General features: G+C 70.8%; 23 protein-coding genes. 11 read left to right on the top strand and 12 right to left on the bottom strand.

All coding sequences use genetic code 11. The annotated features are described in order from the left end of the window. Nucleotides 1–3: 3 nt before the first annotated feature. Nucleotides 4–2,244, bottom strand: coding sequence for an OmpL47-type beta-barrel domain-containing protein (locus ACIO3R_RS12715; RefSeq protein ID WP_385026621.1), 2,241 nt, complete (start codon nucleotides 2,242–2,244; stop codon nucleotides 4–6). Then, complete coding sequence (locus ACIO3R_RS12710) at nucleotides 2,241–4,733, bottom strand: ThuA domain-containing protein (RefSeq protein ID WP_402105480.1); 2,493 nt, start codon at nucleotides 4,731–4,733, stop codon at nucleotides 2,241–2,243. The genes ACIO3R_RS12715 and ACIO3R_RS12710 overlap by 4 nt, the downstream gene beginning before the upstream one ends. Nucleotides 4,734–4,995: 262 nt before the next feature. Between ACIO3R_RS12710 and ACIO3R_RS12705 the strand changes: the two genes are divergently transcribed. Further along, nucleotides 4,996–6,111, top strand: a complete 1,116-nt coding sequence (locus ACIO3R_RS12705) for a multicopper oxidase domain-containing protein (RefSeq protein WP_402105478.1) — start codon at nucleotides 4,996–4,998, stop codon at nucleotides 6,109–6,111. A gap of 65 nt (nucleotides 6,112–6,176) precedes the next feature. On the opposite strand, the gene ACIO3R_RS12700 is transcribed toward ACIO3R_RS12705, so the two are convergent. The 4 genes from ACIO3R_RS12700 to ACIO3R_RS12685 all read right to left on the bottom strand — a co-directional run bounded on the left by ACIO3R_RS12700 (nucleotide 6,177) and on the right by ACIO3R_RS12685 (nucleotide 10,339). Then, complete coding sequence (locus tag ACIO3R_RS12700) at nucleotides 6,177–6,905, bottom strand: restriction endonuclease (protein WP_385026630.1); 729 nt, start codon at nucleotides 6,903–6,905, stop codon at nucleotides 6,177–6,179. Then, nucleotides 6,902–7,024, bottom strand: coding sequence for a hypothetical protein (locus tag ACIO3R_RS12695; protein WP_385026633.1), 123 nt, complete (start codon nucleotides 7,022–7,024; stop codon nucleotides 6,902–6,904). The genes ACIO3R_RS12700 and ACIO3R_RS12695 overlap by 4 nt, the downstream gene beginning before the upstream one ends. Nucleotides 7,025–7,180: 156 nt before the next feature. After that, complete coding sequence (locus tag ACIO3R_RS12690) at nucleotides 7,181–9,451, bottom strand: DEAD/DEAH box helicase (protein ID WP_402105477.1); 2,271 nt, start codon at nucleotides 9,449–9,451, stop codon at nucleotides 7,181–7,183. Between the two features lie 105 nt (nucleotides 9,452–9,556). Continuing rightward, nucleotides 9,557–10,339 (bottom strand): IclR family transcriptional regulator, encoded by a 783-nt coding sequence (locus ACIO3R_RS12685; RefSeq protein ID WP_402105475.1) that lies wholly within the window; start codon nucleotides 10,337–10,339, stop codon nucleotides 9,557–9,559. 194 nt (nucleotides 10,340–10,533) lie between these two features. Here ACIO3R_RS12685 and ACIO3R_RS12680 point away from each other — a divergent pair, with 194 nt between their 5' ends. From ACIO3R_RS12680 to ACIO3R_RS12640, 9 genes are all read left to right on the top strand, one after another. Further along, a complete protein-coding gene (locus ACIO3R_RS12680) occupies nucleotides 10,534–10,644 on the top strand; it encodes a putative leader peptide (RefSeq protein ID WP_385344300.1) in 111 nt (36 codons plus the stop codon). A 138-nt stretch (nucleotides 10,645–10,782) separates the two neighbouring features. Continuing rightward, nucleotides 10,783–11,787 (top strand): ABC transporter substrate-binding protein, encoded by a 1,005-nt coding sequence (locus ACIO3R_RS12675; RefSeq protein ID WP_402105473.1) that lies wholly within the window; start codon nucleotides 10,783–10,785, stop codon nucleotides 11,785–11,787. A gap of 20 nt (nucleotides 11,788–11,807) precedes the next feature. Continuing rightward, nucleotides 11,808–12,830: an NrtA/SsuA/CpmA family ABC transporter substrate-binding protein gene (locus ACIO3R_RS12670; RefSeq protein WP_402105472.1), complete on the top strand. Its 1,023-nt coding sequence runs from the start codon at nucleotides 11,808–11,810 to the stop codon at nucleotides 12,828–12,830. Then, nucleotides 12,827–13,690, top strand: coding sequence for an ABC transporter permease (locus ACIO3R_RS12665; RefSeq protein WP_385026645.1), 864 nt, complete (start codon nucleotides 12,827–12,829; stop codon nucleotides 13,688–13,690). Before ACIO3R_RS12670 ends, ACIO3R_RS12665 begins: the two co-directional genes overlap by 4 nt. Further along, the gene (locus ACIO3R_RS12660; RefSeq protein WP_402105470.1) at nucleotides 13,687–14,451 is read left to right on the top strand and encodes an ABC transporter ATP-binding protein; all 765 of its coding nucleotides are present in this window, start codon (nucleotides 13,687–13,689) and stop codon (nucleotides 14,449–14,451) included. Before ACIO3R_RS12665 ends, ACIO3R_RS12660 begins: the two co-directional genes overlap by 4 nt. After that, a complete protein-coding gene (locus ACIO3R_RS12655; RefSeq protein WP_402105468.1) occupies nucleotides 14,452–15,339 on the top strand; it encodes an ABC transporter substrate-binding protein in 888 nt (295 codons plus the stop codon). A 4-nt stretch (nucleotides 15,340–15,343) separates the two neighbouring features. Next, complete coding sequence (locus tag ACIO3R_RS12650; RefSeq protein ID WP_402105466.1) at nucleotides 15,344–16,417, top strand: LLM class flavin-dependent oxidoreductase; 1,074 nt, start codon at nucleotides 15,344–15,346, stop codon at nucleotides 16,415–16,417. Between the two features lie 139 nt (nucleotides 16,418–16,556). Then, a complete protein-coding gene (locus ACIO3R_RS12645; protein WP_385026657.1) occupies nucleotides 16,557–17,357 on the top strand; it encodes a VOC family protein in 801 nt (266 codons plus the stop codon). Nucleotides 17,358–17,428: 71 nt separating this feature from the next. Then, nucleotides 17,429–17,683 (top strand): WhiB family transcriptional regulator, encoded by a 255-nt coding sequence (locus tag ACIO3R_RS12640; RefSeq protein WP_362952584.1) that lies wholly within the window; start codon nucleotides 17,429–17,431, stop codon nucleotides 17,681–17,683. 58 nt (nucleotides 17,684–17,741) lie between these two features. Here the strand turns inward: ACIO3R_RS12640 and ACIO3R_RS12635 are convergent, their stop codons facing one another. The 4 genes from ACIO3R_RS12635 to ACIO3R_RS12620 form a co-directional block, all read right to left on the bottom strand. Then, nucleotides 17,742–18,656 (bottom strand): chitosanase, encoded by a 915-nt coding sequence (locus ACIO3R_RS12635; protein WP_385026757.1) that lies wholly within the window; start codon nucleotides 18,654–18,656, stop codon nucleotides 17,742–17,744. A gap of 121 nt (nucleotides 18,657–18,777) precedes the next feature. After that, nucleotides 18,778–19,752 carry an acyl-ACP desaturase gene (locus tag ACIO3R_RS12630; protein WP_385026660.1) on the bottom strand — a complete coding sequence of 325 codons (975 nt, stop codon included), beginning with the start codon at nucleotides 19,750–19,752 and terminating at the stop codon, nucleotides 18,778–18,780. Between the two features lie 271 nt (nucleotides 19,753–20,023). Beyond that, on the bottom strand, nucleotides 20,024–20,215 hold the full coding sequence (locus ACIO3R_RS12625) for a hypothetical protein (protein ID WP_385026663.1): 192 nt from the start codon (nucleotides 20,213–20,215) through the stop codon (nucleotides 20,024–20,026). A gap of 9 nt (nucleotides 20,216–20,224) precedes the next feature. Continuing rightward, nucleotides 20,225–21,076, bottom strand: coding sequence for a helix-turn-helix domain-containing protein (locus ACIO3R_RS12620; RefSeq protein ID WP_402105464.1), 852 nt, complete (start codon nucleotides 21,074–21,076; stop codon nucleotides 20,225–20,227). 153 nt (nucleotides 21,077–21,229) lie between these two features. On the opposite strand from ACIO3R_RS12620, the gene ACIO3R_RS12615 reads away from it, so the two are divergent. Continuing rightward, complete coding sequence (locus ACIO3R_RS12615; RefSeq protein WP_385026669.1) at nucleotides 21,230–21,703, top strand: ATP-binding protein; 474 nt, start codon at nucleotides 21,230–21,232, stop codon at nucleotides 21,701–21,703. Between the two features lie 56 nt (nucleotides 21,704–21,759). Here the strand turns inward: ACIO3R_RS12615 and ACIO3R_RS12610 are convergent, their stop codons facing one another. Together ACIO3R_RS12610 and ACIO3R_RS12605 are read right to left on the bottom strand one after the other, a co-directional pair. Next, nucleotides 21,760–23,391: an ABC-F family ATP-binding cassette domain-containing protein gene (locus ACIO3R_RS12610; protein ID WP_385026672.1), complete on the bottom strand. Its 1,632-nt coding sequence runs from the start codon at nucleotides 23,389–23,391 to the stop codon at nucleotides 21,760–21,762. A 322-nt stretch (nucleotides 23,392–23,713) separates the two neighbouring features. Beyond that, a complete protein-coding gene (locus ACIO3R_RS12605; RefSeq protein ID WP_385026675.1) occupies nucleotides 23,714–24,130 on the bottom strand; it encodes an SsgA family sporulation/cell division regulator in 417 nt (138 codons plus the stop codon). Nucleotides 24,131–24,160 lie beyond the last annotated feature (30 nt).

Genomic DNA, 24,160 nt, shown 5'->3' with positions numbered 1-24,160 from the left:
TGCCTAGAGCTCCTGGATCCGGATGTCCCGGTAGGAGATCACGTCCGAGGTGCTGTGGACCTGGAGCCCGATGTAACCGGAGGCGTACCGCCGGCCGTCGGTGCCCGGGTCGTCGTCCCGCGGCGGCTCGAAGGACTGACCGCCGTTGTTGTCGAACTCATTGAGCAGGACACCGTTGCGGTAGATCGAGTAGTGCTGGTCCACCACCCGGATCTCGTAGTCGTTCCAGGTGCCCTTGGGGGTGACCCCGGCGCCGCCGAGACCCACCCGGTCGAATCCGTAGACGGAACCGGTCTTGTACATGTCGCCGTCCGGCCGGTCGTTGATCTGGATCTCATGGCCGTACTTGATGGCGACCCACTCCGGATTCGACTCCTCCGGGTTGTCGTGGACGTTCGGGAACCGCACGAAGACACCGCCGTTGGCGTTGCCCGTGCCGGGGGCGTCGTCCCGCCACTGGAGCTTCAGCGAGAAGTCCCCGTACTGCCGGCCCGGGAACCAGAGCATGCCCATGCCGTCCACCGTGGTGGAGCTGTTGAGCGAGCCGTCCTCCTCGTTCAGCGAGAACTGCCCGCCGCCGACCTGCTGCCACTTGGCGAAGGAGGCCGCCGTGCCGTCGAAGAGCTTGTGGTAGCCCTCGTCCTGGCCCGGCTTGCCGATCCCCGACTGCTTGGCCGCCTTGTAGATCTTCTTCTGCTCGCGGGCGTCGACCACCCCGGCGGTGAGCAGCTTGCCGAGAACCTTGTCGACGTGCTTGAGGAACAGCGCGTGCGACGACCAGTCCTTCTCGTCCTCGATCAGCTCATTGATCGTGCAGCGGTTTCCGGTGATGCGGTTGGGGACCCCGGTGTCGACGGTGCCCACGATGACGGTGAGCCGTTCGTCGAACTCCGGGCAGTTCGGCGCAGGTACGCCGCCGCTCTGTGCGACGGTGAACGACGTCTGCTTCGCCTCCGAGGTGTTGCCCGCCTTGTCCGTGGCCCGGTGGGCGACGGTGTGGTAGCCGACGCGGTCGACGATGACCGTGGCGGAGTAGGCGAGGTAGGGGCCGCCGTCGAGGGAGTACTCGACCTTGTCCACCCCGCTGTCGGCGTCGGTCGCGGTGACCGTCACCTTGGCGCTGGTGAGGTAGGCGCCGTCCGAGTTCTTGTCGCCCTCGACCTTCGCGGAGGTCTCCGGCGGCGTGGTGTCCTTCGTCGGCGGCTGGACGACGGTGAACTCCACCGTCTTCTCGGCGGCCGCGTTGCCCGCCTTGTCGGTGGCGCGGTAGCGGACCGTCTGCGCCCCCACCTCGTGCACCATCACGGGGCCGGTGTACGGCTGCCAGGCGCCGTCGGCGCCCACCGCGTACTCGATGGTGTTGACGCCGGACCCGGTGTCGGAGGCGGTCACGGTGACCGTCGCCATGCCCAGGTACCGCCCCTGGTCGTCCTTCTCGCCGGAGACGGTCGCCGAGGTCTCCGGCGCCGTCGTGTCGTCGGTGGGCGGTGCGGCGACGGTGAACTCCGCCGTCTTCTCGGCGGCCGCGTTGCCCGCCTTGTCGGTGGCGCGGTAGCGGATGGTGTGCGCGCCGACCTCGTTCACGACGACGGGCGCGGTGTACGGCTGCCAGGCGCCGTCGGCCCCGACCGCGTACTCGACCGTGTCGACGCCCGAGCCCTCGTCGGTGGCGGCGACGGTGACCGTCGCCTGGCCGATGTAGGCGCCGTCGGCGTTCTTGTCGCCGTCGACCTTCGCGGAGGTCTCGGGTGCGGTGGTGTCCTCACCGCCGCCCCCGTCGGTCACGGTCAGGATGCCCTGCATCGCCTCGTGCCCCGGCATCGTGCAGTGGTAGAAGTACCGGCCGGGCGTGAGCGTGACCTCCGCGGTCTGCTTGCCGCCCCGGTCGTCGCCCGGGTTGGCCAGCAGGTTCAGGGGGACGTCGTTGTTGAACTCGGGGTCCGACACGCTGAAGGTCAGCGTGTGCGGCATCCCGCTGGTGTTCCCGGTCCCCTCGCTGTTCTCGAAGACGATGGTCGCCTTGCCGGCGACCGCCGTCTTCGGCGCGGACAGATAGCGGTCGATGGGGTTGCCGGCGGTCCAGGTCAGCACCTGGTCGGCCGCCGCCGCGCCGGCCGGGGCGACGGTACGCCCGTAGGCCGCGGTCGAGGTCAGTCCCAGCACCATCAGGAACGACCCCAGCAGGGCGAGCCACAGCCGGGCGGGCCGCGACCGCCTCCGGAAGAAGATCGAACGGTGTCTCACTGCACTGCCGCCTTCCTGGCCAGATCCTTGACGGCCGGGGTCGGTGCGCCGCCCTTGTACGTCACGCGCCACAGCGCGGACTTGGAGTCGGAGGTGAAGAAGCCGCGCCCGTAGTCCAGGACGTACAGCGAACCGTCCGGGGCGAACTTCCAGTCCATCAGGTTGCGGATGCCGTTCGCGCCGACCGGGATGATCTCCTTGAGGGACTCGGCGTGCGTGGGCAGTCCGCCCTTGCCGACCGTCTTCGGGTCGGTGAGCACGGCGTGCCGCGGCTGGGTGTCGTCGTAGAAGTCACCGACGAACCACTTGCCGTCCCAGTAGGAGGGCCACTTCTCGGCGCTGGTGCTCGCCGCGTCGTACCGGTAGACCGGGCCGTTCATCGTGGCCTGGCCGCCGCCCTTGAGCCAGGGCAGGAGTTCCTTCTGGTCCTCCACCTTGTAGCTCGGGATGCCGTTCGCGTCGCGCGGGTAGTCCACGCCGCCGCCCTGCGGTGAGTACCAGATGGTGTTGGACGTGATCGGCGGCAGGTTCACCAGACCGTTGTTGTTCGGCGACTCGTTCTTGGGGTGGTCGCAGTCGTACCAGCCGAGCGGCTTGCTCGGGTCGGGCAGATTGCGGTCCCGGTAGGGCTGCTTGTTGCCCATGCAGTACGGCCAGCCGTGGTTGCCCGCCTTGGTGATCGCGGCGAACGTGTCGTACTTGGCCGGACCCCAGGTGGTGCTCGGCTCGCCCGCGTCGGGGCCGACCCAGCCCGCGTACAGCGTGTCGGTCGACTTGTCGATCGAGATCCTCGCCGGGTTGCGCACGCCCATCACGTAGATCTCGCCGCGGGTCTTGCCGCCGCCCTCGTCCGGCTCCTTGCCGGTGAAGAGATTGCCCTCGGGCAGGGTGTAGGTGCCGTCGTCCTCGGGGTGGATCCGCAGGATCTTGCCGTTGAGGTTGTTCGTGTTGCCCGCGGTGCGCCGGGCATCGGCGAACGAGACGCCCTTGTAGTTCGGCTCGGGGTTGTTGCCCGAGTAACCGTCGCTGAACTGCGAGGAGTTGTTGTCACCGGCCGCGATGTACAGGTTGTCCTTGGAGTCCCAGGCCAGGCCGCCGCCCGCGTGGCAGCAGCTGTGGATCTGGACCGGCCAGTGCAGCAGCACCTTCTCGGAGGAGAGGTCCAGCTTGTTCGTGGCCAGGTCCATGGTGAACCTGGAGACCTGGCGGACCGCCATCTGCTTGTCGCGGTCGATCTTGTCGTGGGGTGTGTAGTGCAGGTACACCCAGCCGTTCTTCTCGAAGTCCGGGTCGAGCTCGATACCGAGCAGACCCTCCTCGACCTTGACCAGCTCGTCGCCGCCGCCCTTGTTGCCGAAGACCGTCAGCTCGCCCGCGAGGGTGACCTTCTTGGTCTTCGGGTCGTAGACGTGGATCTGGCCCAGACCCTTGCCGACGTTCGGGTCCTTCCAGTCGGTGACGACCGGCACGCTGCTGTCGGCGCCGCCGCGGCCGATGTACAGCACGCGTCCGTCGGGGGCGGTCACCAGCCCGTGCGGTTCGCCGATCTGGTCGTTCTGACCGGGCTGGTTGGGCTGGGTGACCCGCTCCGCCTTGTAGTTGGAGGTGATCGTCGCCTTGCAGTCGGCCTGCGAGATCCGGGTCGTCCAGTCGAGCGCGCCGCGCAGGTGGTCACGGAAGTCGGCCTCCGCGAAGCTGTCGACCGTGCCGCCCATCGCGGTGTAGAAGGACCGGCCGCCGTCGTAGTCACGGCACCAGGAGACCGGGTGGTCCCAGCCGTTGGCGCTCGCCCCGGGCTTGTAGGTGATCTCCCGGACGCGTGCCACGGTGTGCACGTCGCCGGACGGATTCTCCTTCCAGTTCAGCCACTTGTCGGGACGCTTCCACTCCAGCGGAAGGTTCTTGGTGGCCGGGTGCTGCCGGTCGCCGATCTCCACCGTCGCACGCTGTACGGAGGTGGGGCTGCCGGCCGCCGGCCGGGCACCGACCAGTCCGGTGAACCAGTCCGAGTACGGCTCGGTGCGCGCCGCGTCATGGATGCCGAGGAAGCCGCCGCCGGCCTCCATGTACGCCTCCAGACCGGCCTCCTGCTCCGGGTCCAGGACGTCGCCGCCGCCCGTCAGGAAGACGACGGCGTTGAACGTGCCGAGCTTCTTGCCGTTGGTGAAGACGGCCGGGTCGTCACTGGCCACGGTCTTGAAGCGGCCCGCCTCCGGCCCGGTGAGCCCGATCTTCTCGATCGCCGCGATACCGGCGTCGACCGTCGAGGACTCCTCGGACGCGGAGGCATGGAAGACCAGTACCTTCACGTTCGCGCCGCCGGGCGGCGACGGAAGGGACAACGTTGTCGCCATGGACTCGTGCGGTCCGGGATACGGCCTGGCACTGGCGGCATTGCCGCCGAGCAGGGATGCGGTCAGTGCGCCGGCCGCTACGGCCGCCGCAAGTCCGCGTCGCGATCTGGACCTGTGATGTGGTGTGCGCTGCATGTGGTCACCCACCCCTCTTTGGTCACTGCAACAGCGCATGAAGCTAGACCTCTTTTCGCGACTCGCCAATAGCTATGGCAGCAATCGCACGAACTTTGTCCTTAGTGTGGATAAACGAAGATCCCCGGGCTACGGTATGGCCCGTCCCCGAGGTCACCCGTGCCCGACGGCGTCGACTGCCATGACCTGCGTACCTCTGCGCCGCGCACCGTAGTTGCCTTGGTTTTCTCCGCAACACCTGTCTGAAAGTGGGGAGTTCGACATGGATCGACGCAGCTTCAACCGACGGATTCTGATGGGCGGCGGGGTGGCGGCAGCAACCGGCGTGACATCGTTGTCCCTTGGCGCGATCGAGGCGACCTCGGCCGAGAACCCGCCCCGGACCGCACCGGCGGGCGGAGTGGTCCGCCACCTCACGATGTACGCGGAGAAGCTGCCGGACGGACAGATGGGGTACGGGTTCGAGAAGGGCAAGGCGTCGATCCCCGGCCCGCTCATCGAGATCAACGAGGGCGACACCCTGCACATCGAGTTCGAGAACACGATGGACGTGGCGGCCAGCCTCCACGCCCACGGGGTCGACTACGACATCGCGAGCGACGGCACGCGGATGAACAAGAGCATCGTCGAACCGGGCGAGACCCGCACCTACACCTGGCGCACCCATGCCCCGGGCCGGCGGAAGGACGGCACCTGGCAGGCGGGCAGTGCCGGTTACTGGCACTACCACGACCATGTCGTCGGCACCGACCACGGCACGGGCGGCATCCGCAAGGGGCTCTACGGGCCGGTGATCGTCCGGCGCAAGGGCGACATCCTGCCGGACAAGACGATCACGATCGTCTTCAACGACATGCTGATCAACAACAAGCCCGCCGACAAGAGCCCCGACTTCGAGACCACGGTGGGGGACCGGCTCGAAGTCGTCATGATCACGCACGGCGAGTACTACCACACCTTCCATGTCCACGGTCACCGCTGGGCGGACAACCGCACGGGCCTGCTCACCGGCCCCGACGACCCGACCCGGGTCATCGACACGAAGATCGTCGGGCCGGCGGACTCCTTCGGTTTCCAGGTCATCGCGGGTGAACACGTGGGCGCGGGCGCGTGGATGTACCACTGCCATGTGCAGAGCCACTCCGACATGGGCATGGCGGGGATGTTGCTGGTGGCCAAGCCCGACGGGACGGTACCGGGGCACGAGGCGCACTCCATGTCATCGCACGGCACGAAGACGCCGGACGCCAAGACCCCGGACGCGAAGACCCCGGACGCGAAGACGCCGGACGCGAAGATCCCGGACGCGAAGATCCCGGACGCGAAGGCTTCCGGCTCCAAGGCATCGGAGGAAGCCGCGTCGCACGACAGCCACTGACGGATGAGGGAGCCGTGCCGGTGAGGGGGCCGTGCCCCGCTGCCCCCGGCCAGGCCGCGGACCGCTCAGGACAGCGCGGTCGGCCTGCGTGGCGGCGGGACGGCCCCGAGCAGTTCCCACAGGGGACGGGAACCGGACGCCCACACCGCGAGGGTCTGCCGGTCGACGACGTGCAGCCGCTGCTGTTCGGCGAAGCGCACGGCCGGGGCGGTGACCCGGCCGTTCGTCACGATCACCGCGATGTCGGCGCCGTGCACCTGACGCGCGGTGCCGTTGAGGACCTGGAGGTCCGGTGTTCCCACCGCGGAGCCGGCCGGGCCGTCGCGCCGGTGCTTGCACTGGATCACCCAGCGGCGTCCGTAGGGGTCGGTGGCCTTCACATCGGCGCCCAGGTCCCCGCCGCCACCGACACGGAGCGCGTCCCGGCAGCCGTCACGGCGCATCAGATCCCGCACGGCGTCCTCGAACCGGGTGTGGTGCAGGGCGTCCAGCCGGGGCAGCTCGTACCGCAGGCCCCGCGTGCGGACCGCTTCCCACCGCGCGCTGCGCCGCTTCCGATGGAGCAGGCCGCCGCCGGTCAGCGCCGCGATCACGCCGAGGGCTGTCAGCACCCACCAGTGGGCCAGCAGCCAGTTGACCACGGTCACCACCAGGACGACGGCCAGGACCGCGGCCACGACGAATCCGGTCAGCCGGTCGTCCGCGCGCCCGCGCCGCCTGCCGGGCCTGCGGGTGCGGCGCCGCGCCGACGGGCGCCCGGTCGTCGCCCGGCCGCTGCGCGCCCGGGGACTCATCGGCCGCACCGCATGACGCCGCTCGCGGGCCGGGCCCCCGTACGCCGGTGGCGGACGGTGGCCGCGAGCAGCACGGCCACCTCGATCGTCAGCAACTGCCGGACCTCCCACCAGAACACGGCCTGTACCCCACAGGGCGGCGGACACCGGTCCGAGCCCCCTCTTGTTTAGCCGGGGCTCAGGAGCGCCGTGCCCCGATCGCCGTTGAATGGCAGTAAAACGATCCCCTGGCCGAATCCCGCGGAGGGACGCCCCGCCCGTCGGCGCCGCGGTCGTCAGGAACCGTGCCCCGGGACCGAGCCCTCGGCTTCCGCCGCCGCGTCCACACCGGCCTCCGCCTCCACCTTCGCGGCCGGCTTCGCCCTCGCCTCCGCGGCGAGGCGTTGCTGCTCCTCCTCGACGATACGGCGGGCCAGCGACCCGTCCGACACGTCCACGGCGTCCGGCGTCGTCTCGGCGACATCGCTGCGCCGCGCGTACACGTCGAACAGCCGCTCCTTGCGGGCCAGGATGTCCAGCATGCGCTGGTCGACGCTGTCCGCGGCGAGCAGCCGGTGCACCTGGACCGTGCGTATCTGGCCCATCCGATGGGCGCGGGCCACCGCCTGGTGCTCCATCGTCGGCTTGATCTGCGGCTCGCAGAGAATGACGACCGAGGCGGCCTGCATGTTGAGCCCGATCCCGCCGGCCTGGATCTGGCTCAGCAGGACCGCATGGCCGTCCGCCGCCGTGAAGCCGTCGATCAGCTCCTGGCGCCGGGCGGCCGGCAGGCTCCCCGACAGCGGGCCGAACACACCCTCGCCCAGGGCCTGCCGGACCGTTTCCAGTACCTCACGGAAGTACGAGAACACCACGACCTTCACACCGTTGCCCGCGGCCTCCGCGACCAGCTCGCACAGCCGGTGCAGCTTGGCGGAGGTGGCCGGGCGGGCGTACGCGGCCCGGCGCATCCGCATGAACTGCCCGGCGCCCACCGCCTCGCGGTAGGCCGCCAGATCGGCCGCGCTGAACTCCTCCCACTCGTCGACCTGTACCAGCGCCGGGAGTTCGGTGAGGACGTCCCTCTGGTTGCGGCGCAGATAGGCGGGGGCGACGGCCCGGCGGAACGCCTGGGATCCGGCGGCGCCGTGGCTGGTGCTGATCGACGGGGCCAGCTCTGGCTGGAGCTGGCGGACGAGGCTGCGGAACTCCTCCACCCGGTTCTCCATCGGCGTACCGGTCAGGAACAGCACGTGCTCGGTCCGCTGCGACCAGCCGGACACCGCCCGGGAGCGACGGGTGGCGGGATTCTTGACGTAGTGCGCCTCGTCCACCACGAGCATGCCGGGCCGTATGCCGGAGTCGTCCGCGAGGGGCAGCGTGTGCAGGGCGTCGAACGTGGTGAGGGCGACCCCGCCGGCCTCGCGCCACTGTGCGAACGCGCCCTGCCGCTCCGGACCGTGCACGGGCAGCGCGCGCAGCGTGGAACGGGCCCGGACCTCCCGCGTCCAGTTGATCAGCACGCTCGCCGGACAGACCACCAGGAAGTGCGTCTCGCCCCGTGCCGCGAGATGGGCCAGCGCGGCGATGGCCTGGACGGTCTTGCCGAGCCCCATCTCGTCCCCGAGGATCACCCGCTTCTGGGCGAGCGCGAAGCGGGCGCCGAAGGACTGGTAGCCGCGCAGGGACACCCGCAGCCGGGCGTCGTCCAGCCGCAGCCCGCGCACCCGGTCGGCGATCCCGGACGGCAGGAACCCCTCGGCCGCGTCCCGGTCGGGCCCGGTGCCGGACATCTCGGCGAGCAGGCTGTAGTACTCGGCGGAGCGCACCTCGAAGTCGACCCAGGCCGCGACCGCGGAGTCCGGATCGCGCAGCAGATCGACCGACACCTGCCCGAACAGCAGCGGGAGTCCGCGCTCCTGCGCATCGGCCGTCACCGCCTGGGCGGCGGCGAGCGCGTCCCGTGCCCGCGCACGGTCCGGCCGCCGGGTGAAGAGCATCCGCAGCCGCCCCCTCGCGGGCGCCGCCGCTGCCAGCAGCGGATCCAGCCGCTCGGCCAGACCGCGGGCGCCGTCCACCGCCCGCCGCACATCCGGCCCGGCCTCGACCAGTCGGTACAACGCGGTGACCAGGGCGGTCGTGGCGTCGTCCGGGGAATCCACGGCTATCCGCACCGTGACCGTGTCCCGCACGGCGTGGGCGATCTGGGCCGCCGCGGCGAGTGCCTGGTCGGCGGTCTGCGCGCCGACGCCGGGGATCTGGCGGAGCTCGTAGCGGTTCGCCCCGTGCACCTGGCCGACCGTCGTGAAACCGGCCTGCTCCACCGCGCCGATGCGCAGCCGCCCCTCGGTGACGTCCTTGAGGCGGGACGCGGGGATGACCGACAGCTCGGTGCGGACGAGCGCGTCGAGCAGCGGGTCCAGGGCGGCACGTACGGCATCGACGGCGCGGCCGTGGTCGGCCAGCACCCCGCGTGCGGCGCCCCGCAGTCCCTCGGCCCGTGCGAGCAGCTCGCGGGCCGCCCGCCCGGTCGTCGCCCCGCCCTCCACGGCCCCGGCCTCAGTCATGTACGTCCTCTGTCCCCGCGGTCTCACCACCGCTCCGCCCGGCAGCCGGCCGGAGCGACTCGTATCGTCCCATGCGCCGCTGACAACCCGGACGGACGCGGCGGCTCAGGGGGCGGGCGGCCGCCGTTCCGCCGGTGACAGCAGCAGGACCTCCAGGGCGCGGGCGCAGGAGCGTGCCTGCGTCAGGAACCAGTCGGTGCGCCCGTCGGTGATCACCGACGGGGTGGCCCGGACCGCCAGCGCGAAACGGGCGCGCCCGGCGCCGTCCAGCACCGGCACCGCCAGGGTGCGCACCCCGGGGGCCGACTCACCGTCGTTGACCGCGTAGGTGTCGGAGCGCACCCGGGCCAGCTCCGCCTCCAGGGCCGCGGGTTCGACGATCGTGCGGTCGGTGAACGCGGGCAGCGGGGGCAGCGAGGAAGGGCCGCCCTCGCCCGGCCTCGCCCAGGCCAGCAGCACCTTGCCCAGCGCGGTGGAGTGCAGCGGCCGGCGCAGCCCCACCTTGGGAGTCACCGAACCGCCCGCGACGATCACCGCATGAGGCCCGCTGCGCAGCGCGAGGTCCGCGGTCGCTCCGGTGCGCTCGGCGAGATCCGCCAGCTCGGGGGCCGCCAGATGCAGCCCGCGCTGGTGGTACGAGAGACGGCCGAGCTCCGTCACGGCGGGCCCGAGCCGGTAGCGCGACGTGCGGGCGTCCTGCTCCAGGAACCCGGCGCCGAGCAGGGTGCGGGCCAGCCGGTGGGCCGTGGAGACCGGCAGGGCGAGGCGGCGCGCGAGCTCCGACGCGCCCAGGTCGGGGCCGTTGTCGTGGAAACAGTGCAGGACGTCCAAGGCGCGCTGCACCGCCTGTGCTCCACCGGGAGCGCGTACCGCGGCGGCCTCGGTCATGGGGGTCCACTCTCCGCTCGTGAGGGGTGTGGGGCCTGAGATTGCCACATTACGGGAGTGGCACAGGCGTCAATCGGCCCCGGGAAACACTGCGTTCATACCCGGTCCCACATCATGGGAAGCGAGTTGTGGGCCGGATCCGGTCCGTGGCAGGCTGCGGCCGTCACCACCGACGAGCCGAAGGGAGCAGTGCCGTGGAAGGCCGCCGAACCGCGATCCCCGCCCACGCAGCTCCGGTCCCGCTCGCCCTCACGCTGCGCCGTCACATCGACCTGGCCCGCGTGTCCAGCGCCGCCTGTCGCTGAGCGCTCTCCTTCTCCCCGCTCCCTCTCTTTCTCTCCCGCGTCGCCCCCCGGCACGGGCCCCTCGCGGTACGCGCTGCCCGGATCCGGGACCTGCGCGCCACGCCCGCCCCCGTTTCACCGATCCCTCGGGAAGACTCCATGACGCACGCCGTCCTGCCCCGGACGCTCTGGTTCACCCGCTGTCCCGTACCCACCGCCACCGGCATCGCCGCCGACCGGCAGTGGCTCACCGACGAGTTCGCCGCCGACGGCATCACCGTGCGCTCCCTCCAGGACGCCGGCCCGGACGCCGACCGTGCCGCGCACTACACCCACGCCCTGCCGGGGCTCTTCCGGGAGGGCGGCAACGTGCCCGCCCTGTGGGCCCGTTCGCGCGGCGAGCGGACCCGGCTGGTCGGGCTCACCTGGATCGAGGAACGGCAGACCGTCCTGGTCGCGCCCGGCTCCGGAATCCGGGGCGCCGGCGCGCTGCGCGGACTCCGGCTCGCCGTGCCCAGGCACGACATCGCCATCGACTTCTGGCGGGCCATGGCGCTGCGCGGCTTCGAGGGCGCGCTCGCCTCCGCCGGGCTGGCCCTCGACGACGCCGTGCCCGTCGACGTACCGGCCGCCGGACACGAGGGCCAGTGGGCGGCCGAACTGGCCGCACTGCGGCGCGGTGACGTCGACGCCGTGTACGTGAAGGGCGCGCTGGCCGTCGAGGCGGCCCGCCGCGCCGGCGCCGAGGTGGCCGTCGAGCTCGACGGACTGCCGGACCCCCGGTTCCGGGTCAACAACGGAACCCCGCGCCCCATCACCGTCCACCAGCAGCTCCTCGATGACCACCCCGACCTCGTCGACCGCTTCCTCGCCGTGCTGCTGAGGGCCGCGGACTGGGCCGCCGGACAGCCCGCCGAGGTCGACCGCATCCTCGGCGCGGAGACCGGGGCGGGGGCCGATGGTGTCGCCGGCGCCTACCGGCCCGGCACCCACCTCACCCTCCACCCCAGCCTGTCGGCCGAACGCCTCGACCTGCTCGCCGCACAGGAGGCCGGGCTGCGCGCCCACGGATTCCTGCCGGAGCCGGTCGACGTCGCGGCCTGGGCCGACCCCGGGCCCCTGCGCCGCGCGACCGAGCACGCCCGCCGGACTTCCGCCCCATGAGCCCAGAGGACCCCCTCCCCATGAAACGTCCCCGATCACTGCGTAGGACCGTCGCCCCGGCGCTCCTCGCCCTCACCGCGCTCGCCGCCCTCACCGCCTGCGGGACCTCGGAGGCCGACAGCGGCGGCAAGGGCTCCGGTGGCGGCTCGACCGTGGCCGTCCGCATCCCAGATCCCGGCAACTCGGGTGTGCTCGCCCTCGGCAAGAAGGACGGCAGCCTGGACAAGGCCCTGGCCAAGGCGGGTGCCAAGGTGAAGTGGACCGGCAGCGCCGGACCGTTCGCCCCGGCCGCCCAGGCGATGAACGCCGACCAGCTGGACATCGCCACCGGCTCCATCACCTCCGGCATCACCTCGCTCGCCCAGCGGCCCGGCTTCAAGTTCTTCACCGCAGTCGCCCCGGACGCGGCGGGGGAGGGCATCCTCGTCAGGAACGGTTCGGGGATCGGCTCGGTCGCGGATCTGGTCGGCAGGAAGGTCGCCGTCAACCAGGGCGGCACCGGTGAGTACCTGCTGCTGAAGGCCCTCGCCAAGGCCGGCATCCCGGCCGACAAGGTCAACCGGGTCTATCTGCGGCCCGATCAGACGGCGGCGGTCTTCAACGCCGGAAAGGTCGACGCCTGGGCCGTCTGGGCGACTTACGCGGTCGCCGAGATCGGCAGCGGCAAGGCGCACTTCGTCGCCGACGGCGCGGCGATCGGCTCCGACAACTACAGCCTCAACGCCGTGCGGACCGAATTCGCCGAGCAGCACCCGAAGGTCGTGAAGGCGCTCTACCAGTACCTCCACGAGGCCGGCGCCAAGGAGAAGCAGGACCCGGCCGCGTACCTCAACGTCTTCACGGACGTCGGCCCGACCGCCGTCACCGGAAAGGCCAAGGCGGTCCAGATCGAGTTCACCGCCAAGGGCGGCACGGTCGAGCCCATCGGCCCGCAGGACACGGAGCGGTTCAAGGCCGTCGCCGCGTTCTACGCGGAGCAGAAGGTCACCAAGGCCGAGGTCGATGTCGCGGCGCACCTGCTGGACGTCGGGAAACTGACATGAGCGACACCACCACCGTGCCGCGCGCCGACCCGGGCGATACGGCTCCGCCCGCCGGACTCGTCGTGCCGCGCCCCCAGCTCCGCAGGGCCCGCAGCCGCGGCTACGCGCTCGCCGTTCGCACCGTCGGACCCGTAGCACTGCTGGCCCTGTGGTGGGTGGCCTCCGCGACCGGGCTGCTCACCGCCGACGTACTGGCATCCCCCAGTGAAGTGCTGCGCGCGGTGGGCGAGTTGTGGGGCAACGGACAGTTGCCGGACGCCCTCGCCACCTCCCTCACCCGCTCCGGACTCGGCCTGCTGATCGGCCTGGCCGCCGGACTGACGCTCGGCATCACCACCGGCTTCACCCGGCTCGGCGACGAACTCCTCGACTCCTCGCTCCAGACCCTGCGCACCATCCCCTTCCTCTCCCTGGTGCCGCTGTTCATGGTCTGGTTCGGGATCAACGAGACGGCCAAGATCCTCCTCATCGCCGTCGCGACCACCTTCCCGATGTACGTGTCGGCATCGAGCGGGGTGCGCGACACCGACCCGAAACTCATCGAGGCCATGCGGAGCTTCGGCATGGGCCGGCTCGCCCTCGTACGCGAAGTCGTCCTGCCCGGCGCACTGCCGTCCCTGCTCGCCGGGCTGCGGCTCTCCATGACACTCAGCGTCATCGCGCTGATCGCCGCGGAGGAGATCAACGCCACCGCCGGCATCGGCTATCTGATGTCCCAGGCCCAGAGCTACGCCCGCACCGACATCCTCGCCGTCTGCATCCTCGTCTACGGGCTCCTCGGACTCACCGCCGACATCCTCGTACGGCTGCTGGAACGCGTGCTGATGCCGTGGCGCACCCCGCAGGGAGCCGCCCGATGACCGCCCCCGCGACCTCCGCCCCCGCCGTACGGGTACGGGGCCTGCGCCGGGTCTTCGGCGACCGGGCCGTCCTCGACGGGCTGCGGCTCGACATCGCCCGCGGGGAGTTCGTCGCCCTGCTGGGTGCCAGCGGCAGCGGTAAGACGACGCTGCTGCGGATCCTGGGCGCCCTCGACGGCGCCGACGGGGGAGAGGTGTTCGTTCCGGAGGCCCGCACCGTCGTCTTCCAGGAGCCCCGGCTCGTCCCGTCGAAGAAGGTCCTCGCCAATGTGACGGTCGCGCTGCCGCGCAGCCGTTCCGCGCACGGGCTCCGGGCCCTGGCGGAAGTCGGCCTGGAACGTCACGCCGAGGCCTGGCCGGCCACGCTCTCCGGCGGCGAGGCCCAGCGCGTGGCACTAGCCCGAGCCCTGGTACGTGAACCAGAACTCCTGCTCCTGGACGAGCCGTTCGCCGCGCTCGACGCGCTGACCCGGCTGAGGATGCAGGACCTCGTCGGCGAGCTGTGCCGCAGGCACCGGCCGGCCGTCCTGCTCGTCACCCACGACGTCGACGAGGCCGTACGGCTGGCCGACCGGGTCGCCGTCCTGCGCGACGGGCGGCTCGTCACCGACGAGACCGTCGGCGTCGCCCGGCCGCGCGACCCAGGCGACCCCGCGTTCGCGGCGCTGCGCCGGCGCCTGCTCGACGACCTCGGGGTCGAGACCGCCCCGAAGCCCACCCCGTCCCTCTCCCCCGACCGTGCCGAAGCCGGAGTGATCTGAATGACCCTGACCATCGGTGTCCACAGCAGCAACCCGTCCCTCTACCACCTGTACCACCTCTCCCGTCTGGGCTTCGCCCAGGAGGAACTGGCCCCGCTGGGCGAGAGCGTCGTCTTCCACCCGTACACCAACGGCGTGCGCACCGGTGAGCTCCTGACCCAGGGCGTCATCGACTTCGGCGGCACCGGATCGACGCCGCCGATCACCGCCCAGGCCGCCGGCCACGACATCGTCTACACCGCGGTCTCCGCCCCGCGCCCCGAACACGGCGCGCTCCTCGTCCCCGAGGACAGCCCGGTGCGCACGGTCGCCGACCTCAAGGGCTCGACCGTGCACCTCGCGATCGGCTCCTGGCAGACCCATCTGATCGCCAAGGCCCTCGACGACGCCGGGCTCTCCTACGCCGACGACATCACCGCCGTCCGCAGCGGCGACGACAGCGAACAACTGGTGCGCACGGGGGAGATCACCGCCTGGGTCGCCCAGGGCGACCGGCTGGCCGCCGCCCGCCGCACCGGCGGCCTGCGGACCCTGATCCGTACCGGCGACGTCATCAGCGACCGCTCCGTCTTCTTCACCCGCCGCGACCTCGCGGAGTCCAGGCCCGAGGTCATCGAGGCACTGACCCGGGCGCTGAGGCGCGCCGACGACTGGGCGGCTGCCCACCCCCGGCAGGCGGCCGAGATCGCCTCCGCCGACCTGGGCGGATCGGCGGACGACTGGGAGACCGCGCTCGAAACCCTGCCGTGGACGATCGAACCGGTCACCGACGCGTTCATCGCGGAACAGCAGGAGGCCGCCGACATCTTCCACCGCACCGGCTTCATCGAGCGCCCGGTCACCGTCGGCCACGCCCGTGCCCGTACGGCCGCGGAAAAGGCGGTATGACGACATGGCGACCGAAGTCCTCTGGTACGTCATCCCGCGCGAGGGCGCCTATCCCTGGGAACCCGAGGGACGGCGCCCGGTCGATCTGGGCTACCTCGCCCAGCTGGCCGGAACGGTCGAGCGGCTCGGCTACAGCGGCGCGCTGCTCGCCACCGACCTGTACGACGTCTGGCCGCTCGGCAGCGCGCTCGCCGCGTCGACCAGCACCCGCTTCAAGCCGCTGCTCGCCGTCCACCCCGGGCTCATCTCGCCGACCCTGCTGGCCAAGATGGCGCTCAGCTTCGACACCCTCTTCGGAGGCCGGCTGCGCTTCAACGTGGTCAATGGTTCAACCAAGTCGCTCCAGGAGTACGGCCTCCACGTGGAGCACGACGAGCGGTACGAGCTGAGCGCCGAGTACTGGTCGATCGTGAAGCGGCTGACAGCCGGCGAGGTGTTCGACCACAAGGGCCGCTTCTACGACCTGAAGAACGCCGGCGCCTCCTTCCGCGAGCTGAAGCCCGTCCAGGACGGGCACATTCCCCTCTGGTTCGGGGGCTCCTCGGCCCCCGGCATCGAGATGGCGGCCGAACACGTCGACGTCTTCCTGACCTGGGGAGAGCCCCCGCACCTGCTGAAGGAGAAGCTGGAGAGGGTCCGGGCGCGGGCCGCCGCGTACGGCCGCACGCTCAGGGTCGGGCTGCGGCTGCACCTCATCGTCCGGGACACGGAGGAGGCGGCCTGGGCCGCGGCCGACCGGCTCCTCGACGTCACGAGCGACGCCACGTACGCCCGTCAGCTCGGCGACCGGTCGGGCGAGGACGGGGTGGGCTGGCAGCGGCAGTTCCGCCAGCACGGCGGGAAGGTCCCCGCGCACGCCCGGGAGCTGGAGGTGCACCCGAACATGTGGCCGGGCATGAGCCTCTTCCGCCCCGGCCCCGGAACGGCCGTGGTGGGATCAACCGCCCAGGTCGTCGAACGGCTCAAGGAGTTCGAGGACCTGGGGGTGGACACCTTCATCCTCTCCGGCAACCCGCTGCTGGAAGAGGCCTACCGGGTGGCCGAGACGGTGCTGCCCGCACTGGGCGTCACCCGCTGAACGGCTCCCTCCCGCGGTGCGGGCACCGCGGTCCGCGCGGTGGCCGGCGGACTGCGGTCGTCCGTGCCCGGTGCGAGACTCGGACACATCAGGAAGAACCCTGATGTGTCCGAGAACGGGACCACGGAAGGAGCGCACGATGCTCACCACCCGTTTTGTTGACGGAGCCCCCAACTGGATGGATCTCGGCACCCCGGATCTCGACGGGGCCACGGCCTTCTACACCGCTCTCCTCGGCTGGGGGTACGAGGCCGGAGGACCCGAGACCGGTGGCTACGGGATGTTCACGCTGGACGGGAAGTCGGTCGGGGGCGCGATGACCGTCACCGAGGAGCAGGCGAAACCGTCGTGGTCGGTCTACTTCCGGACGGCGGACGCCGACGCCACCGCGCGGCTCGTGGAGAAGTCCGGCGGCGCGGTGCCGTTCGCGCCCATGGACGTGCTGGAGTTCGGCCGGATGGGCGGATTCACCGACCGGGGCGGGGCGTACTTCGGCGTCTGGCAGCCGAAGCAGCTCGCGGGGCTCGGAGCCGTGGGGGAGGCCGGCAGCCTGTGCTGGGCGGAGCTGTACACCCCGGATGTTCCGGCCGCCGCGGCGTTCTACGGTGCCGTCCTCGGCTGGGAGACCAGCCAGATGCCCTATCCGGGCGGCGGCGGATCGTACACAATGGTCCGGACCGCGGGCGGTGGCGACGAGACCGCCTTCGGTGGGCTCGTCCCGCTCGACGCCGTGCCGGTACGGGCGGTCGTGGGCCCGCACTGGCTGCCGTACATCGAGGTCGACGACTGCGACGCCACGGCGGCGGAGGTCGAGCGGCTGGGCGGCAAGCTGACGCTGGAACCGCTGGAGATGGAGGGCGTCGGCAGGTTCGCCAACGTCACCGACCCCTACGGTGCGCCGTTCGCCGTGATCAAGAGCGCGCCGGCGCCCGCCGGCTGACCGGCGGCCCCGGCCCGCGGGTTGATGGATCGTTGATCAGTCGTTTATCGCGGCACGGCACTGTGTGCCTCATGCTGATCAACACCCCGACCGATCCCGCTCTCGCCTGGCAGGAGACAGCGCTGTGCGCCCAAGCGGGGCCCGAGTTCTTCTTTCCCGCCCCCGGCAGCTCCACCCGGGAGGCCAAGCAGCTCTGCAACGCCTGCGAAGGGCGTCTGGCCTGCCTGGAGTACGCCCTCGACAACGACGAGCGCTTCGGCGTGTGGGGCGGCCTCTCCGAGAAGGAGCGGGACCGACTGCGCAGAGTCGGGCGCGACCAGGCCTGATCGCGCCCTTCCCGGGTGATCACGGCGCCGGGGCGGGCTCCCGCACCGGGCGCCCGGCTCAGGACGCGATGCGGAACGTATCGCCGTACATCTTCCAGGACAGCGGCGGCTCCAGCGCCAGATTGCCGTCGTAGAGGAACTCGCGCTGCGTCGTGTCGATGCGCGAGGTGTCGTGCTGGTTCTTCTTCGACTTCATCACGGCTCGCGCGGCGTCCAGGAAGGCGTCCAGGTAGACCTTCTCGTCCCCGCCCTCGTCGACCGTGTCGGCCTCGGCCAGCGCCGCCTTCCGGATCCCGTAGAAGGCGTCCGGGTCCGTTCCGGGGCCCTGCAGCACCATGGCGTCGAAGTAGATGAACTGGCCCAGGGTGCCGAGCCCGTCCAGTTTGGCCAGCCGTACGGCCGGCTCGAAGAACTGCTTGTCCCTGACCCGGTCCTGCGCGGCGCGGAACACCGGGTCCGCGGCCGACTTCTTCCACGCGGCCGTGAAGCCGGGGTCCAGACCCTTGTGCGAGCCGGTGCCGTCCACCTTGCGCAGGGCCGGGACGTACGGTGTCAGCGGGCTGTCCGGGTGGTCCTTGGTGAACGCCTCGACGAACGTGAGCATGTCGTGCGTTCCGGAACAGAATCCGATGATCCCGGCCGTGTAGCCGGTGCCGTCGCCGTTGTCGTCGATCATGGCGTACTGGCTGCGCCAGTCCAGCGTCGAGCCCTCCGAGGTGGCCAGCACCTTCCAGGCGATCTCGCGCTTCGCCGGTGCGGCCAGTCCGGCCGGCATCGCGGCGACGCGTTCGTCCAGCTGCCGGCGTTCCTCGTCGTTCGCGGCGGCGTACGGGTCGGGGCCCACGGAGGAATCGGCCGGGTCCGCAGCCGCGGCGGGGGAGTCGGCCGGCTCGGAATCGTCGCCACCGCCACCGTTGACGAGGATGGAGGCGGCGATGGCTATCGGCGCGGCGAAGAGAACGATACGCGTCAGAGGTTTCACCGGCACAGAGTACGGTCCGCGTGCCCGCGGTGAGGGGTCACCCCATCTGCACATCCGTGGGGGGCGGGCCCGCCGGGGCCCGCCCCCCACGGGGGTCACGCGGTGCGGGCCGTCAGGCCTGGGCGCGGGCCGCCATCCGGGCCTTGCGCATGGCCAGCTTCTCGTCGAACTTCGACGCCTCGCCGTCCAGCCCGTTCATGTACAGGCCGATCTCCTCCTGCGCCTTCAGGCCCTCCGGGCCCAGCCCGTCGATGTCCAGCACCTTCAGGTACCGCAGCACCGGCTGGATGACGTCGTCGTGGTGGATGCGCATGTTGTAGATCTCGCCGATCGCCATCTGCGCGGCGGCCCGCTCGAAGCCGGGCATGCCGTGGCCGGGCATCCGGAAGTTCACGACGACATCGCGCACGGACTGCATGGTCAGGTCCGGTGCGAGCTCGAAGGCCGCGCCCAGGAGATTGCGGTAGAACACCATGTGGAGGTTCTCGTCGGTCGCGATGCGCGCCAGCATCCGGTCGCAGACGGGGTCGCCCGACTGGTGGCCGGTGTTGCGGTGGGAGACCCGGGTCGCCAGCTCCTGGAAGGCGACGTAGGCCACTGAGTGCAGCATCGAGTGGCCATTGTCGGACTCGAAGCCCTCCGCCATGTGCGCCATCCGGAACTGCTCCAGCTTGTCCGGGTCCACGGCGCGCGACGTGAGCAGGTAGTCGCGCATCACGATGCCGTGGCGGCCCTCCTCTGCCGTCCAGCGGTGCACCCAGGTGCCCCAGGCGCCGTCGCGGCCGAAGAGCGAGGCGATCTCGTGGTGGTAGCTGGGGAGGTTGTCCTCGGTCAGCAGGTTCACGACCAGCGCGATCTTGCCGATGTCGGTGACCTTGGACTGCTCGGACTCCCAGGCCTGGCCGTCCTCGAAGACGCCGGGGAAGTTCCGGCCGTCGGAGAACGGGACGTACTCGTGCGGCATCCAGTCCTTGGCGACCTTGAGATGGCGGTTGAGTTCCTTCTCCACCACCTCTTCCAGCGCGTACAGCAGTTGGGCGTCAGTCCACGCCTGTGAACTGCCGAGGTGGGGAGAGGTGATCGTCACGGGGGCTCCTGGGGACGGGAGAATTACCTACGGCTTCGTAGGTTACGAGACCGTAGGTTAAAGCGGCGGTAAGGCCGGAGCCAAGCCCGTCCGGGCGATATTTGGTTACGCAATGACATATGTGCAGGTCAAGCGTGTATACGGAGGGTCAGGTCGGCTGTGTGGAGGCCCTCGAACGAGGGAAATTCCGGTCCCGGCCCCCGGTGGCGTGAGCTCTGAACAGTCGGCGTACTCGGAGCGCAGGCGCACAGGGGGCCCGGTCGGTCCCAGGTCAGAGCAGATGGTCCGCCGCGCCGGACTTCACCGCGGAGATCAGTGCCCGCAGCGCCTCCAGGGAGTCGCTGACGTAGAGGGCGGTGTCGGTGGTGGAGCCGATGTAGGCGTGGCCCTGGTCGTCCAGTCCGAAACGGAAGCAGTTCGCCCCCTCGCTGCAGAATGCCTCGTCCCAGTAGATGTCGTTCATGGTCTCTCCTCAGAGGTCCTGGGTTATGCGTCGGATGAATGCGCGTGATTCCTCGACGGGCAGCGCGAGCGTCCGGAGGCGCTCCAACAGGCCCCGATAGCGCCGCAGTTGCATATCGGCATCCAACAGCATCGAGCCGTGCGAGGAATCGAGCTGCACGGTATCGAGCTGGGGCACCGCCGCGCCGACATAGGTGAACGACTGTCCGGCGCCGGGGAATCCACCGGCTGCGAACGGGATGACCCGGACGGTTGTCCGGTCCCGTTCGGACTGGCCGAGAATGTGTTCCAGCTGCGCCCGGGCCACCTTCGGCCCGCCGAACTGCATCCGGAGGGCGGCCTCGTGGATCACCGCTTCGTACAGCGGTGGCCGGTCCCGTTCGAGGACCTCCTGGCGGCGCAGCCGCAGCGAGAGCCGGGCCATCAGATCGGGGCGGGGCAACTGGGGGTCAGCGGTGTCGAAGACCGCCCGCGCGTGCTCCTCGGTCTGCAACAGGCCCGGGATGTGTGTCGTGGTCGCGGTGATCAACTCCACCGCGTGGAACTCCAGTTCGGCGATGTCGAGCAGGCTGGGCAGCAGGAGTCCGCGCTGCTCCTCCCACCACCCCCTGGCCCGCTCCTGTGCCATCTCGGCCAGCAGGTCCACCAGGCCCGTGTCGGGACAGCCGTAATTGAAGGCGAGGGTGCGGACCCGCTCGGCGCTGATCCCGAACCGGCCCGACTCGATGTTCGGGATCCGGGTGCGGTCGACGCCGAGCAGCGCGGCGGCCTGCTGCGCCGTCATTCCCGACTGCTCGCGCAGCTTTCGCAGCTCGTGACCGAGGCGTTGCTGCCGGGCGGTCGGTGTGCTCCTGGGGGGCACGGTGTGTGTCCTTCCGGGTGGGCGAGGTCAGCGAAATGACCGGAACCACACAAGTAGTAGCACCGTGCTCCACTTGTGGGCTACGGTCGGTAGCGTAAGTCTCACACGGGGCGACCGTGCCTCTGTGTGACCGTCACCACACGCACCGGAAATGTGAGTACCTTGATGAAGGGCGCACCGCGCTGCCTCCCGGCTCTCGGCCCCGCCGGGCCCCATCCGCCTGAAGCGGGCAATCTGAGCTATTCGTTCGCCCTGCCCGGCGGCGCCTTCTGCGCCGGCCTCGCCCGCCGCGCCGTGAGCGATCTGCTCATCCGGCACGACCTCGCGGAACTCCGTGACACCGCGGTGCTCGCCACGTCGGAACTGGTCGCCGCCGCCTACCGGTTCACTCCCGACCGGGAGATGCTGCTCCGGGTCCACTGGCAGTTCGACGCGCTGCGGATCGTCCTCTACGACCAGCACCCGTGTCACGGAACGCCGGAGAAGTCCGAGGAGTGCCGTGAGCAGCGCAGCGCAGGCATGTGGCTGCTGGCGGCCGCGGTCGACGCGCACGGCGGGGACTGGGGGCTCGCCCCCGCGCTGACCGCGTCCGGCGGTACCAAGGCCTGGGCGTTACTCCACCCGTAGCCCCGCGCAGCCCCCCACACCGTCCCCCCCACACTCATCTCCCCCTGCCCCGCACCTCACATCCCCGCGCGCACCTCCTCGGCCGTGGTGTTCCGCAGCTCGCCGTCGAGCAGCAGCCAGCGCGTGATTCCGAGCGACTCCAGGAACGGCACGTCGTGGCTCGCCACGATGAGCGCTCCCTCGTACGCGTCGAGAGCCGCCGTCAGCCGGCGCACGCTCGCCAGGTCCAGGTTGTTCGTCGGCTCGTCCAGCATCAGCAGCTGAGGTGCCGGTTCTGCCAGCAGCAGAGCGGCCAGAGCCGCCCGGAAGCGTTCCCCGCCCGACAGGGTTCCCGCGGGCCGGTCCGCCCGTGCCCCCTTGAACAGAAAACGTGCCAGCCTCGCCCTGATCGCGTTGTCCGTGGCATCCGGTGCGAACCGCGCCACGTTCTCCACCACGCTCAGCCCGTCGTCGAGCACGTCCAGCCGTTGCGGCAGAAACCGCGTCGGGAGCTGTACCTCCGCCTCGCCGGACACCGGTGCCAGCTCGCCGACGAGCGTCCGCAGCAGCGTGGTCTTGCCCGCTCCGTTACGCCCCACCAGTGCGACGCGCTCCGGACCGCGCACCTCGAACGAGCCCTGGACCCGTGCCCCGTAAGCGAGTTCCAGATCGCGCAGCACCAGCACGCCGCGGCCCGGATGGACCTTGGTGTGCGGCAGCTCGACGCGGATCTCGTCGTCGTCGCGGACCGCCTCGACGGCGTCGTCCAGGCGCTCCCTCGCCTCGGCCAGCCGCTCGGTGTGCATGATGCGGTGCTTGCCGGCCGACTCCTGCGCGGCGCGCTTGCGGGCACCCATGACGATCTTCGGTTCGCGCTTCTGGTCGTTCATCTTCTGTCCGTAGCGCCTGCGCCGGGCCAGCTTGACCTGGGCGTCGGCGAGCTCGCGCTTCTGCCGGTGCACATCGGCCTCCGCGACCCGCACCATGCGCTCGGCGGCCTCCTGCTCCACGGCGAGCGCCTCCTCGTACGCCGAGAGGTTTCCGCCGTACCAGGTGACCTCGGAGCCCCGCAGATCGGCGATCTGATCGACGCGTTCCAGGAGTTCCCGGTCATGGCTGACGACCACCAGGACCCCGTTCCACGCGTCGACCGCGGCGTACAGCCGTTGCCGTGCGTGCAGATCCAGGTTGTTCGTCGGCTCGTCGAGCAGCAGCACCTCGGGCCGGGCCAGCAGCAGTGCGGCCAGCCGCAGCAGCACGCACTCCCCGCCGGACATCTCGCCGATGGTCCGGTCGAGCCCGACGTGCCCGAGACCGAGCTGGTCGAGCGTGGCGCGGGCCCGCTCCTCCACGTCCCAGTCGTCACCGACGGCCGTGAACCGCTCCTCGCCGACGTCGCCCGCCTCGATGGCGTGCAGCGCCTCACGGGTCGCGGCGATGCCCAGGGCCGCGTCGACCCGCAGCGCGGTGTCCAGGACCAGGTTCTGCGGCAGGTAACCGACCTCGCCCGCGGCTTTGATGTGGCCCGCCGCCGGAACGAGGTCGCCGGCGATCAGCCGCAGCAGCGTCGACTTGCCGGCGCCGTTGATACCGATGAGACCCGTACGGCCGGGTCCCACGGTGAGATGGAAGTCGTCGAAGACCTCGCTGCCGTCGGGCCAGGCGAAGGAGAGCGACGAGCAGGTGAGGTGGGCGAGCGGAGCTGACATAAGGGAATCTCCCGGTTGCGAGGAAGGTCAGGGGCAACGGGACGAGACACCGGTCACTGGCGTTCCACGGAAGGATTCCGCAAGGTGTGGAGGAAGGCCCTGGTCACGGAGGACGGCTCGAAAGAGCTGAGGTCACACTCGGGCACGCGGACATGTACAGACATGACACGGCGCGCGACACGGTGTCTCAAGACCTCAGACGAGCAACGTCCTACTCCGATCGACGACGACAAGGACAACGCAGACGCTACGCCCGGTGCGGGGGCGGGGCAATCGGATTAACGTGGCACGGTCCCGGACCGCCGTGCCCGTGGGCACCGGTTCAGCGCGAGCCGCCGAGCAGGTCCGTCAGGCTCCGGTCCAGGTCCAGGAACCGGTGCTCGCCGCCGGCGGGTACCAGTTGCTGGGTCCGCCGCAGGAACCGGCGCAGGTCGGCGGTGCGGACGTGCACCATCGCGATGCCCTCGGCGGCGTGGAACTCCAGAACCGTGCGGTCGTACCCGAACGGCCTGATCCGTACGTCACCCACGCCCGCCGGCCTGTCCATTCCCGCCGTGAGCAGTTCCCGGGAGAACTCCCAGGCCACCTCGGTGCCCTCCAGCGTCGCGGGCGCGGGGAAGGCCATGCGGATCGCGAAGGGGTCCGTGCGGTCGTACTGGAGCACGGCCGGAAGGGTCTCCATCTGCGGCGCGGACGCCACCATGCGGGCCTGTACGGACTGCTCGATAACGATGGACACGACCTGCTCCCTCTCGCGACCGGATGAACG

The organism is Streptomyces sp. NPDC087428 (assembly GCF_044744085.1).
In the GTDB taxonomy this organism is placed as follows: domain Bacteria; phylum Actinomycetota; class Actinomycetes; order Streptomycetales; family Streptomycetaceae; genus Streptomyces.
This window is presented reverse-complemented; position numbering and strand designations above follow the sequence as displayed.